Genomic DNA, 12,328 nt, shown 5'->3' with positions numbered 1-12,328 from the left:
AGGTCCCGGCTAGAGCGACTGCGAGGGCGGCGTGCCCGTGACGGGTCCTGTGGTTCCCGCGGGCTTCACGGCGTGGCCGCCGAACTGCTGGCGCAGCGCCGCCACCGCCTTCATGGCGGGGGACTCCTCCTGCCGGGAAGCGAACCGTGCGAACAGCGACGCGGAGATGACAGGCGCCGGAACCGCGAGGTCGATCGCCTCGTCGACGGTCCAGCGTCCCTCGCCGGAGTCCTCGACCCAGTCGTCGATCTCCCCGAGGCCGGGGTCCTGCTCGAGCGCCTTGACCAGCAGCTCGAGCAGCCAGGAACGCACGACCGTCCCCCGTTGCCACGCACGCATCGTGCCGTGCACGTCCGTGACCAGGTCTTTCGCGGCCAGCAGCTCGTAGCCCTCGGCGTAGGCCTGCATGAGCCCGTACTCGATGCCGTTGTGGACCATCTTCGCGAAGTGCCCGGCACCGACCTTCCCCGAGTGCACGAAGCCCTCGTCGCGAGGACCCTCCGGACGGAGCGCATCGAACACCGGCATGACCGTCGCGACGACCTCCGGGTCGCCCCCGACCATCAGCCCGTAGCCGTTCTCGAGCCCCCACACACCACCGGACACCCCGGCGTCGAGGAAGTGGATGCCCGCCGCGGCCAGGACGTCGGCGTGCTTCTGGTCGTCCTGGTAGTAGGAGTTGCCGCCGTCGATGAGGATGTCGCCCTCGGTCAGCAAGCCCGCGAGATCGTTGACGACGCCGTCGGTGATGACCCCCGACGGCACCATCACCCAGACGACGCGCTCACCGGCGGGCAGCGCGTCGACCAGCGCCTCGAGCGACGGGACGTCGGTCACGTCCGGGTTGCGGTCGTACCCCGTGACCTCGATGCCCGCGGCACGGATGCGGGTACGCATGTTCGCACCCATCTTGCCCAGACCCACCAGACCGATGTGCATGACTGTGCCTCTCTCGGATCCGCGTCGCGCGTCTGACTGTGCCGCAGGACTCGACGGCGCGCCTCTCAGCTGGCGAAGCGGATGGGGACGAGCAGGTAGCGGTACTCCGGGTTGTCCTCGCCGTCGAGCGACTCCTGGCCCGTGAACTCCACCGGCTTGTTCGGGTGCGTGAACGACAACCGGACGAACGTGGTGCTCAGCGCGCCGAGGCCGTCCAGCAGGAACTGCGGGTTGAACGCCACGGAGATGTCGTCGCCGACGAGCGTCGCCTCGAGCGCCTCGGACGCCTGCGCGTCGTCGCCCTGGCCGGCGTCGAGGACGACCTGGCCCTCGCTGAACGACAGCCGGATCGGGGTGTTGCGCTCGGCGACGAGGCTTACGCGCTTCGCGGCGTCCGCCAGGGCGTGCGTGCCGACGATGGCGTGGATGGGGGTCTCGTCCGGGAAGAGCCGGCGGACAGCGGGGTAGTCGCCGTCGACCAGGAGGCTGGTGGTCTGCCGGCCGGCCGCCTCGAACCCGATCATGTCGACGCCGGAGCCGGTGGACAGGGCGACCGTGACCGAGCCGGCGCTGCCGAGCGACTTGGCGGCGTCCGAGAGCGTCCGAGCCCGCACCAGCGCGACGGTCGAGATGTCCGGGGACGACGGCTTCCACGTGAGCTCGCGCAGGGCGAGCCGGTAGCGGTCGGTGGCCAGGAGCGTGACCTTCTCGCCCTCGATCTCGACGCGCACGCCCGTGAGCAGGGGCAACGTGTCGTCCCGGCTGGCGGCGACGGACACCTGGGCGACCGCGTGAGTGAGCTCGTCGCCGTCGACCGTGCCCGTGGTCGGCGGCATGACCGGGAGGTTCGGGTAGTCCTCGACGGGCATCGTCAAGAGCGTGAACCGGCTGGCGCCACAGGTCACGACGACCTTGGTTCCGTCGAGGACGACGTCGACCGGCTTGTCGGGCAGGGCCCGGGAGATCTCTGCGAGCAGTCGACCGGAGACGAGGACCGTGCCGGCCTCGCTCACATCCGCGGGGATCTGCGACCGTGCAGAGACCTCGTAGTCGAAGCTCGAGAGCTGGACCGTGCCCGTGGTGTCGGCCTCGAGGCGCACACCTGCCAGGACAGGGACGGGCGGCCGAGTGGGCAGGCTGCGCGCCGTCCACGTGACGGCGTCCGCGAGAACGTCACGGTCGACCCGGAACCTCATACCTCACCTCTCGTCGAGCTGGCCTCGCCGGCGTGCCGTCACGGTGTGTGCGGGGGTCCAGGCGGGCAGGCGTCAGGCGAACACTACGCGAGTGGTCCGACGCTCGGTACGGGTCACGGGGTGACAACGACAGCCGTGTCGTTCCGTCCCGGTGCTCCGGCCACCTCGCGTCCTTTGGCGGTGTGTGGATCCCCCACCTAGAGAAGTGTCATCGTCGTCATCGGTCCTGTGCACTGTGTGGATCGTCGACGTCCGCGCAGGTCAGACCCCGATCAGGCTGTGTATCCGGACTGTGTGTCGATCCGGACGTGTGGTGGACGACCGTGGACGTCTGGAGACGCCCACTTCTGTGTCCACGGGTCGGGGGCGTGGCGTCCACACCCAGATGGCGTGTCATCCACCGTCATCCACAGGTCAGTGCACAGGTGTGGAGATTCGTCCCATGCATGTCTCATCCGGAGGCTGAACGTTCGGGTCAAGGCCCTCGTATCGATTCGACGGTGAGAGTTGTCTCATGCCCAGAGGCGTCGAATGCCCGTTTGTGAACGCACACATCCGTTCCAGGATGTCCCTTTGATGATGTATCCGCAGGTCAGGGGGCCGCACATGGCAGCGAAACCGGCTCACTGCACCGAATGGGTGAACCCCGTCACAAGTGTCCCCAGGATCCTGTGGACGGCTGTGATAACTCGGGCCGGTCAGGCCGACTCAACCTCGGTTCTGCTGCTTGATCCGGTTCGTGAGCTCGGTGACCTGGTTGTAGATCGACCGTCGCTCCGCCATCAGCTCGCGGATCTTGCGGTTCGCGTGCATGACCGTGGTGTGGTCCCGGCCTCCGAACGCCTGCCCGATCTTGGGCAGGGACAGGTCGGTCAGCTCCCGGCACAGGTACATGGCGATCTGGCGGGCCGTGACGAGCACGCGCGAGCGGCTGGACCCGCACAGGTCGTCGATGCTGAGCCCGAAGTACGCGGCGGTCTGGCCGATCACCTGCGTCGCGGTGATCTCCGTCGTCTGGTCGTCGGTGATGAGGTCCTTGAGGACGATCTCCGCGAGCGAGAGGTCAACCTGCTGACGGTTCAGGTTGGCGAACGCCGTGACCCGGATCAACGCACCCTCGAGCTCGCGGATGTTGGTGGAGATCTTGCTCGCGATGTACTCGAGGACGTCCGGTGGCGCCTGCAGCCGCTCGCTGCCGGCCTTCTTGCGAAGGATCGCGATGCGGGTCTCGAGGTCGGGCGGCTGGACGTCGGTGATCAGGCCCCACTCGAAGCGTGACCGCATCCGGTCCTCGAAGCCGTTCAGCTGCTTGGGAGGCAGGTCGGACGTGATCACGACCTGCTTGTTCGCGTTGTGCAGCGTGTTGAACGTGTGGAAGAACTCCTCCATCGTCTGTTCCTTGCCCTGCAGGAACTGGATGTCGTCGATGAGGAGCACGTCGACCTCGCGGTAGCGCCGCTGGAACGCGCCGGCCTTGCCCTCGCTGATCGAGTTGATGAAGTCGTTGGTGAACTCCTCGGAGTTTACGTAGCGCACCCGCACGCTCGGGTACAGGTTCTGGGCGTAATGGCCGATCGCGTGCAGCAGGTGCGTCTTGCCCAGACCCGAGTCGCCGTAGATGAACAGCGGGTTGTACGCCTTGGCCGGCGCCTCGGCGACAGCGACCGCGGCCGCGTGCGCAAAGCGGTTGGAGCTGCCGATGACGAACGTCTCGAAGAGGTACTTCGGGTTCAGCCGTGCGGGTTCCGCCGGCATGCGACGGTTCGCGGGGGGCGGCCGGTCGTCGTTGCGGCCGCCGTACCGGCGCTCCCGCACCTGGTCGTCGCGGTCGTCCTGCCCGTCGTCGGGCACCAACGACAGGTCAGGGCGGGCGTCTCGACGCGCATCGGCCTCGTCGGCTTCGCGCTCGTCGCGCGACTGGCTGTAGGGCTCGTGCCGTTGGTCCGCGCCCGAACCGACGACACGGAGGGCGGGCGGTGCGTCCTCGGCCAGGTCCGGGTCGACGGTGATGGCGAACCGCGCCTCGCGGTCGAGGGCGGTGCTCAGCGCAGCGGTCACCTCACCGCGGACCCGCGACTCGAGGTAGTCCTTGGTGAGGTCGTTGCCGACCGCCAGCAGGAGCGTCCCGTCGAGGAGTCCCAGCGGCCTGGCCAGCCGGACGAAGGCGATCTGGCGCGGGGTGATGTCCGGACTCGACTCGAGGGTTGACACCACGTGACCCCAGACCCGGGAGAGCTCTTCGTCCTGTGACACGTGCTACCTCAGCTGTTCGATCGCGTGGGTGGTCGAGTCTCGCACGACCGCCCGTTGTCCACACAGTTGTCCACACCTGTGAGCGGTGGTTAACGCAGGCGTCATACGTGCTCAGACGGATGAGGACGGCTCGTCGGGCGCCGTTCTGGAGTTGGTGGTCGTCGCTCGGGCCGCCGTCCACCACGTCGTGGTCCACAGGCTGTTCGCCCCCCCGGCGACGATGACCGATGCTAGTGGTCCGGGACCGAGGCGGGGAGTGCCTGACGGGGTGACGTCGGCGGCCCTGTGGGAGGATTACTCCGGCGCGTCGCGCGCATTTGACCCGCCAGTACGGCGGGAAGTACGGTATTGCAGCCTTCTCGATGGCTCCTGCTGGCGCGCCCTGACGCCGCACGCACGCGATGTGTGTCCTGGGAGCAGTTCGATCTCGGCAGCCTGAACCTGGTCGCGCGGCACATGCGAGGCCCACCCGATGTAGTTGGAGACTCTCGTGACCAAGCGCACCTTCCAGCCGAACAACCGGCGCCGGGCCAAGACCCATGGCTTCCGCCTGCGTATGCGTACCCGCGCCGGCCGCGCGATCCTGGCGGCTCGTCGTCGCAAGGGCCGCGCGGAGCTCTCGGCCTGACACCACCGTCGGTGCTGTCCGCTGCGCACCGCATGCGCCGCGCTGCCGACTTCGAGCAGGCGGTGCGCCGAGGCGCGCGCGGCGGACGGGACACCCTCGTGGTGCATCTGACGACCAGGACCGACCACTCGCCCTCCGGGCCGGTGGTCGGTCTTGTCGTGTCCAAGGCAGTGGGGACCGCGGTGACGCGCAACCTGGTCAAGCGTCGTCTGCGCGAGCTGGTTCGTGCACGGCTGGCAGCGATGCCGGCCGACGCAGGCATCGTCGTCCGGGCCCTTCCGCCCGCGGCGACCCGCCCGTTCGCACAGCTGGGCGTTGACCTCGACGCAGCGCTGGAGACAGCAGCTCGTCGCGCTCGACGCCGGAGCGAGGACTAGTCATCCCATGACTATTCGATCTGTGTTCCGCGGGATCGTTCGTGCTCCCGCTCGGCTGCTGCTGCTCCTGCTGAAGGGGTATCAGCAGTTCATCTCGCCGATGACACCACCGACGTGCAAGTTCTACCCGTCCTGCTCGCAGTACGCCGTCATCGCAGTTCAGCGCCACGGCGCGATCCGCGGGACAGGGCTCGCCGTCTGGCGGGTGCTCCGCTGCAACCCCTGGAACCTGGGTGGCGTGGACGACGTTCCACCATCACGACCCGTCCACCACCATCACGACGTGGCTCCGTCCACACACTGACCCCCCGAGGAGTTCTGCCCGATGGACTGGTTCGACGGTCTGCTCAAACCGATCATGGTCGTCGTGGCCTGGATCATGGTCCAGTTCCACGCACTCTTCACGGCGATCGGGCTCGACCCCGAAGGCGGCGCTGCCTGGTCGCTGTCGATCGTCGGTCTCGTGATCGTCATCCGTATCCTTCTGATCCCGCTCTTCTTCCGGCAGATCAAGGCCTCGCGCGGCATGCAGCTGCTCGCACCTGAGATGCAGGCGATCCAGAAGAAGTACAAGGGCAAGACGGACCCCGCCTCTCGCGAGGCGATGAGCCGCGAGACCATGGCGCTCTACCGGGAGCACGGGACCAACCCGTTCGCCTCGTGCCTGCCGATCCTGCTGCAGTCCCCCATCTTCTTCGCGCTGTTCCGGGTGCTCATCGAGCTGCCACGGATCGCCGCCGGCACGTATCCCCCGATCGGTCCGATGACGCCCGAGCTCGCGGCGCAGGCCGAGGCGGCGACGATCTTCGGTGCTCCGCTGTCGGGCACGTTCATGCAGGCCGGCGACAACTGGCACATCCGGGTCGTCACCGTGGTTCTGATCATCGCGATGTCCGCGACCACGTTCCTCACGCAGCGCCAGCTCACGATGAAGAACATGCCGCCTGCCGCGCTGCAGGGTCCGATGGCACAGCAGCAGAAGGTGCTGCTCTACGTGCTGCCGCTGATCTTCGCGTTCTCCGGCGTCAACTTCCCCATCGGTGTCCTCATCTACTGGACCACCACCAACCTGTGGTCGATGGGCCAGCAGTTCTACACGATCCGCCGCATGCCGGCCCCTGGCTCCCAGGCGGAGATCGCCATGAAGGAGCGCAAGGCGAGGAAGGCGAAGTCGCACGGTGTGATCGAGGAAGCCGCTGCGCCGGTGATCATCGAGGAGAAGCCGCGCGGACAGCGGGAGCAGCCCAAGCGCAAGGACCGCAACAAGCCGCGGCCCGGGATCGACCAGGTCAAGGACACGCCCGCTCCACCCGCGGACGGCGATTCCGACGGACCCAGCACTCCGGCGCCAGGCGCGCCCACCAAGCCAAAGAAGTAGCGCACCCGCGCGACGATGATCGGAGAGAGAACTCCATGACTTCGACCCAGCCCGACGCTGTCCCCGTCGAGAGCACCAGCACCAAGCGTCTCGAGGAAGAAGGCGAGATTGCCGCCGACTACCTCGAGGAGCTGCTGGACATCGCCGACCTCGACGGAGACATCGACATCGACATCGACCACGGCAGGGCCGCTGTGGAGATCGTGTCAGAGGACCCCGCCGACCACTCGCTCTCCCGGCTGGCCGGGCCCGACGGAGAGGTTCTCGACGCTCTGCAGGAGCTGACGCGCCTGGCCGTCCAGGCCAAGACCGGTGAGCGCAGTCGGCTGATGCTCGACGTCGCGGGCTACCGGTCCGCGCGCCGCGCCGAGTTGGTGAAAGTGGCGGAGGAGGCGATCGCGCGCGTCAAGGAGTCTGGAGCAGCCGTGGCCCTCGACGCCATGAACCCGTTCGAGCGCAAGGTTGTCCACGACGCCGTCGCGGCGGCCGGGATGTCGAGCGACTCCGACGGTGTCGAGCCCAACAGGCACGTGGTGATACGACCAGCGTGACTCGTTCTCGCTAGGGAGCTGAAGGGGTGGGCCGCAAGCCCACCCCTTCGCTGTGTATAGGGCGCTGTTTCACGTGGAACCGGGGTTCGTCCTGCGAACGTGCGCTCTCTCGATGAGGTCAATTGACCGGCGTGCCACCTCACCACAGGGCGCGGCAGGGCTTGGTTCGTTGCGCCGCCGGCGCTGGTCTCGGGCGCGGTTGCGGCGTGGTTCTGTGAGGCGAATTCCGCATCGCCGCACTTTCGCCGTGAGGATCTATCTCAGACGCGTCATGGTCGGTGTGGCTGCCACACGGACGCCCACCGTCGAGCGCCCGGGTGAGTCGCGGCACTCCTGGAGGCTGGTTCGATGGCGACCTCTACGAACAGGGCGAGCCGGCGTTGTTTCACGTGGAACACACGGCAGCGTCCCTGCTAACGATCGTGCCGGGTGGCCCCGACGCCAGCGTCTGCTCGCGGTTGAGAGGCGCGCTTTCGACCATGGTCAACCTGACGTCGGACGAGGGTTGCGTCATTCGAGAGGGACGACAGTGCCCACCACCCTTCGCTCGGGCGGGGTCCGTTGGACGGACAGCTATGCCGGCGCTCCTGGGTGATGCAACCAGATCGACCGGCGCAGTGCTGCTTCTGGCCGAGCGCTGTCGTGGAGTGAGGTGCGCTCGGCGAGATCTGGCGTCGGTATGGCGGAGCCGTCCACCTGCCAGTTGTCTTGAACTGGCGCCCTCCGGTTCTCTGGCTTCGCGCACTGGCGGTGACCATTGAGCCTGAGGTCTCCGTCCCGGAGGCTGACGCGCACCGCGACACCCGGCTTGCGGAGAGTTGCGGAACCAAGAGTGAAGAGTGCACCCGTCAACAGGCGGACGAGATCGGAGCCAGAGCGGTGATGAGACCGACACCCGGCGGACCGAGTGGTTGCTTGTCGAGTGCAGTCCGATCCGCCGCTAAGCGATGGAGAGCATGCAGGACTCGTCGGCAGGCCTCGCCGTTTCACGTGAAACGACTCCGTCAACCGTGCGTTGGGTTCGCTGCGTTCCACGTGAACGACCCCCAGCGAGCAGTGCGCCTCTGGTGCCTCACCTGGTGAGGAGGGGGTCGCGCCCTGCTGCCTTTGAGGTGGCGCGGCCCAGGCGGGCGAGCTGACAGACGCGGTCAAGGGCTGCAATTCTCGGTCCCAGAGCTGTGCACGCTCAGCGCGGGCGGCACCACGCTTACCGGGGTTCCCGGTGGCTCCGCCGACGTAAGCCTGCTGGCGCCATCGACGCGACAGCCAATTCGCGCTCCCTGCTAGAGCCCGAGCGAACGGCACACAGTCACTGGCCTGCAGCGAGCAGGGAGGCAGGTCCTCGTCAGCCGTGCGTGCCGATCTTCCCGTCGATTGGAATCTGCTCGGGCGTGGATACGAAGGGTCCGCGCCGGCGGGCATCGGAAGAATGATCGCCCGTGGTGCACTCGGCGATCAGGCGCGCCCCTCCGAAGGCTGGGACCAGTGCGCCCCTCTGAAGGCTGGGAGGCGGCGTGTGACGTTCGGAGGCGACTCAGGTGACGCCGCAGCCGGTTGTCGATCGCCTGCTCACCACAGACGTACAAGCACTGGATTCCGCACCCGAGACTCCCCGGCGGTCGACTAGCGAAGTGACATCAGCTCGCGCGGGAAATGTGGCGATCGCCAGGAGCGGTCGTTTGACTAGCGGCGCCCTGCCCCAAGCGGGCGCCCAGGTCGAGGTGCAATTCGAGCGAGCCGAGCGCTGAGAGCGCTGTCTCTCAGTACGCGATGCCCCGTCTCGGCGAGGTCTGACAGCCGAGTCGGCCAGCCGCGTGTCGAAGAGGGCGGGTACAAAAGAGTCAACAGCCTGCAGCCTGCAGCCTGCAGCCTGCGATGGCGAGGGCGATGGCGATGGCGATGGCGATGGCGATGGCGATGCCGATGCCGGTGCCGATGCCGATCGCTGCTCACTGATGATGCGAGCCTCCTGTTTCACGTGAAACGGCTTCAATCGCGCGACGCGAAATCGGGCGAGCTCTGCGCCCACTGGCCGCCATCAGCAGCCCATTCCCACACCCGGCGGCACCAGCCGGCGCTAAACCGGAACGGCCGGGGCCAGGCGGGGCGAGGCGGTATCGCGCGTGTGCAGGCGAGAGTGCGCTCGGGTCGTACGCGCCGGTAGGGACAGGTTGACCACCCACGCCGAGGGGGAGCGCCGAGCACGCTCAGTTGCGCGTAAAGGAGGAACCAACTGTCTGTTCGTTCACGGCTCGGACATGGCCAGGTGCGGGTACTGCCCGGCCCACGGCTCCACGGCCCACGGTTCCCGGCATACAGCTCACAGAGCGATGCTTCGCCAGACCCACGTGGTGAGGTGAAGGGCTTGTGGCAGCATCACCGGGCGCACGATGAGCCCGGCGCGTGTGGCGATCACCCTTCGCGGCGAGCCCAACGCCCGGACCCGTTGGGTAGCGGCGCCGGAGGTTCCAGTGGAGAGGCGGTTGCATGCCCTGCCGACGCGAACTTCCGCGTGGAACGGGACCAAACATGAGGCACAACGGACCGCTCAGGAACTGGGCCCGACCTCAGAGTCACCTGGACCTCGGGCGTTTCACGTGAAACCTGCCGCGCAGATCCCGTGGGTCCCTCCGATTAGAGGCGGGCCCTCACCTTATGGACGGTCACTCCTAGGTGGCTTCCGCCTGTTTCACGTGAAACGGCTGGCATATGGGAATGAGGTGTCCCCGTCCTGAGCGAATCGTCACGCTCCGCGCGGGGCGCGATCGATCCTCCGTCCTCAGGCCTGGATCTGTAGTCCGGTGCTGCCTGGCTGGTCCGTCTCGCAAGGAGTCGGGGTCGTGTCGAAGTTCGTGCCTGAGGTGTACCGGCCAGCGGCGCCTGTGCTGCCGGACTTATGGAGGAGCTCTGGAACGTGTCGGGTAGCCGTTGTGCGTCAGACGCATCTTGGAGCGAGCAGGCGGTCCCCTCCTCGATTGAGCCGTCCGAAGACAATCGCGCTTCCTGGCTGGGGCAGGTTAGGTGGCTGTGCGAAGAGACTCGACGGCGTTACCACCGCCGCTGATCGCAGTACGCCCACGACGAAGCGCGTTGCGAGCGCTCAGGGACAGATCTACCGGCGCGAGACCTTTCCACCTCGATCTAGGCCGAGGAAGCAGTGCGGGGTGGCGTTGGCTCTTCACCTGCGCGGCCTCGTAGGTCCTCGACTCGCAACTGCGGAGCGGGGCGACTGACACACGTCGTGGCTCGCTAGCTTGGGGCTACGTCACTTCTCTCGAGGCAGGAGCTGGCGGGTGGGGACGCGTAGGTCGGTGCGAGCACTATCGCGCCGCCCCGCGTCGCACCTGCCGCCGGCGAGCTTTCACGTCGCGCCCGAGTTGGGGGGGACTGTGTCGTCGGACAGGCTTCGCTGTAGGACTTCAGGTTGTCAGCGCCAGTCCCTGTGGAGGGAGCGTCCGGCGCAGTCCAGCACGGTACGGTAGGGCCGCTGCGGGCCGAGCGCGGGCCGTCGCACGGCTTTCGAAAACGCTTGCTGTCATGCACGCATCTCGTTTCACGTGAAACCTGGGGGAACCTGACGGTGATGGAAGCTCAGTCGGCCACGACCGACGGAGCAGACCCGCTCGATGGCGACGATCGGCTCGAACCCTTCTTCGGCTCCGCGTGGCCTGCGGTCAAGGGATTCCATGATCTGCTCGTCGACCAGGGTGAGCTGCGCGGTCTTGTCGGTCCGCGAGAGTTCTCACGGTTATGGGAACGCCACCTCCTGAACTCGGCTGCGGTGGTGCCGTTCCTGCCGACCGAGGGTCGAATCATCGACCTGGGGAGCGGAGCCGGTCTGCCCGGGATCGTGGTGGCGGCGATGACGCCCTCGGCTGAGGTCGTGCTTCTGGAACCGATGGAACGACGCACTGACTGGTTGAGCGAGGTAGCTGAGACGCTCGGGCTCGACAACGTCGTGGTCAGACGAGGTCGGGCACAAGATGAACACGGCGTCCTGGTCGGCGAGGCTGTCACCGTTCGAGCGGTGGCAGCACTGGACAAGCTCTACCGCTGGGCCATCCCTCTGCTGACGAAGGGCGGAACACTCGTCGCGCTCAAGGGGAGCCGAGCCGAAGAAGAGATCGAGGCGGCCAAGCACGTCGGCCGCAAGCTCGGTGCTGGGGTGGCGTCCGTCGTGGACGCGCCCACGATCGAGGGAGTCGAGGTGACGAGGGTGGTCCGCGTCGTACGGGAGGCAGTTCCTGGTGTTCGGTAGGAAGAAGCGTCGACAGGAAGAGGCGGCGGCCGCGCAGGCCTCCGACGCAGCAACGGACCAGATGAGGGGACCAGCACCCAGCGCGTCTGCGGAGTGGACTCCACAAACGGCCGCTCCGGCGCCGCAACCCGAGGGCCCCGTACAGCCGCAGGCGGCGCCTGTCCCGCCGCAGCCAGCACCGGTCCAGCCGCCCCTGGAGTCCTCTGAGCCGCTTCTCACGCCGGCGCCGGCCGAGCCCAGCTCAGGGCCACTGGGAGCGGAGCACTCCGGCCAGACGTCATCGCAGCAGCCCGTCGCCGCATCGCCGCCGGCTCCAGGGTCCACCGTCGGGCAGCCGTCGGCACCAGCGGTCGCTTCCGCCGGCTCGGCCGAGCCTGAGGCGGCGCTCGAACCGCCGTCGGACTTCGGAGACCGTGTCGCTGCGGACCTCCCCGCCGGATGGCAGAGCCAGGGCGCACCAGCTTCGGCCACGAGTGCCGCCGACCAGCAGCCTGCGCGCCACGAGGGACCGAGGGCGGCGCACGATGAGAACGCGGCGGATGAGGACCTCGCTTCCGAGGTTGCCACGCCTGACTCGACGGCCCAGACGGCGGTCCCACCCGTCGACGATCGGACGGGCACAGACGCAGGCGGGTCGACGCCCAAGCTGCGCACCGCCGACCGCAAGCCGGTGAGCGCTGGAGAGCCCTACATCCCCATGACGAACCCATCAGCCTCCGCGCAGGACGACACCGTTTCACGTGGAACA

At 67.7% G+C, this 12,328-nt stretch carries 9 protein-coding genes; 6 read left to right on the top strand and 3 right to left on the bottom strand.

The features are described 5' to 3' along the window. Nucleotides 1-9 precede the first annotated feature (9 nt). The 3 genes from gnd to dnaA form a co-directional block, all read right to left on the bottom strand. Nucleotides 10-939, bottom strand: coding sequence for a phosphogluconate dehydrogenase (NAD(+)-dependent, decarboxylating) (gnd, locus tag ASG23_RS00385; protein WP_056018539.1), 930 nt, complete (start codon nucleotides 937-939; stop codon nucleotides 10-12). A gap of 65 nt (nucleotides 940-1,004) precedes the next feature. Then, nucleotides 1,005-2,135 (bottom strand): DNA polymerase III subunit beta, encoded by a 1,131-nt coding sequence (dnaN, locus tag ASG23_RS00380; RefSeq protein ID WP_056018536.1) that lies wholly within the window; start codon nucleotides 2,133-2,135, stop codon nucleotides 1,005-1,007. A gap of 708 nt (nucleotides 2,136-2,843) precedes the next feature. Continuing rightward, complete coding sequence (gene dnaA / locus ASG23_RS00375; protein WP_056018533.1) at nucleotides 2,844-4,388, bottom strand: chromosomal replication initiator protein DnaA; 1,545 nt, start codon at nucleotides 4,386-4,388, stop codon at nucleotides 2,844-2,846. Between the two features lie 490 nt (nucleotides 4,389-4,878). Here dnaA and rpmH point away from each other — a divergent pair, with 490 nt between their 5' ends. The 6 genes from rpmH to rsmG all read left to right on the top strand — a co-directional run bounded on the left by rpmH (nucleotide 4,879) and on the right by rsmG (nucleotide 11,580). Further along, entirely contained in the window at nucleotides 4,879-5,016 is a 138-nt protein-coding gene (gene rpmH, locus ASG23_RS19335; RefSeq protein WP_043601468.1) for a 50S ribosomal protein L34, read from the top strand. An 11-nt stretch (nucleotides 5,017-5,027) separates the two neighbouring features. After that, on the top strand, nucleotides 5,028-5,393 hold the full coding sequence (gene rnpA, locus ASG23_RS00370) for a ribonuclease P protein component (protein ID WP_056018530.1): 366 nt from the start codon (nucleotides 5,028-5,030) through the stop codon (nucleotides 5,391-5,393). A gap of 7 nt (nucleotides 5,394-5,400) precedes the next feature. Then, nucleotides 5,401-5,697: a membrane protein insertion efficiency factor YidD gene (gene yidD, locus ASG23_RS00365; RefSeq protein ID WP_056018527.1), complete on the top strand. Its 297-nt coding sequence runs from the start codon at nucleotides 5,401-5,403 to the stop codon at nucleotides 5,695-5,697. Nucleotides 5,698-5,718: 21 nt separating this feature from the next. Beyond that, complete coding sequence (gene yidC / locus ASG23_RS00360; protein WP_056018525.1) at nucleotides 5,719-6,771, top strand: membrane protein insertase YidC; 1,053 nt, start codon at nucleotides 5,719-5,721, stop codon at nucleotides 6,769-6,771. Nucleotides 6,772-6,806: 35 nt separating this feature from the next. Then, nucleotides 6,807-7,322: a Jag family protein gene (locus ASG23_RS00355; RefSeq protein WP_056018523.1), complete on the top strand. Its 516-nt coding sequence runs from the start codon at nucleotides 6,807-6,809 to the stop codon at nucleotides 7,320-7,322. Between the two features lie 3,529 nt (nucleotides 7,323-10,851). Then, entirely contained in the window at nucleotides 10,852-11,580 is a 729-nt protein-coding gene (gene rsmG / locus ASG23_RS00350) for a 16S rRNA (guanine(527)-N(7))-methyltransferase RsmG (RefSeq protein ID WP_235520765.1), read from the top strand. Nucleotides 11,581-12,328 lie beyond the last annotated feature (748 nt).

Source organism: Cellulomonas sp. Leaf395 (assembly GCF_001424125.1).
In the GTDB taxonomy this organism is placed as follows: Bacteria; Actinomycetota; Actinomycetes; order Actinomycetales; family Cellulomonadaceae; genus Cellulomonas.
This window is presented reverse-complemented; position numbering and strand designations above follow the sequence as displayed.

Excerpts from the sequence above, each read along its gene's own strand:
- gnd (WP_056018539.1), bottom strand. The coding sequence starts at position 939 with ATGCACATCGGTCTGGTGGGTCTGGGCAAGATGGGTGCGAACATGCGT.
- dnaN (WP_056018536.1), bottom strand. The coding sequence starts at position 2,135 with ATGAGGTTCCGGGTCGACCGTGACGTTCTCGCGGACGCCGTCACGTGG.
- yidD (WP_056018527.1), top strand. The coding sequence starts at position 5,401 with ATGACTATTCGATCTGTGTTCCGCGGGATCGTTCGTGCTCCCGCTCGG.
- yidC (WP_056018525.1), top strand. The coding sequence starts at position 5,719 with ATGGACTGGTTCGACGGTCTGCTCAAACCGATCATGGTCGTCGTGGCC.
- ASG23_RS00355 (WP_056018523.1), top strand. The coding sequence starts at position 6,807 with ATGACTTCGACCCAGCCCGACGCTGTCCCCGTCGAGAGCACCAGCACC.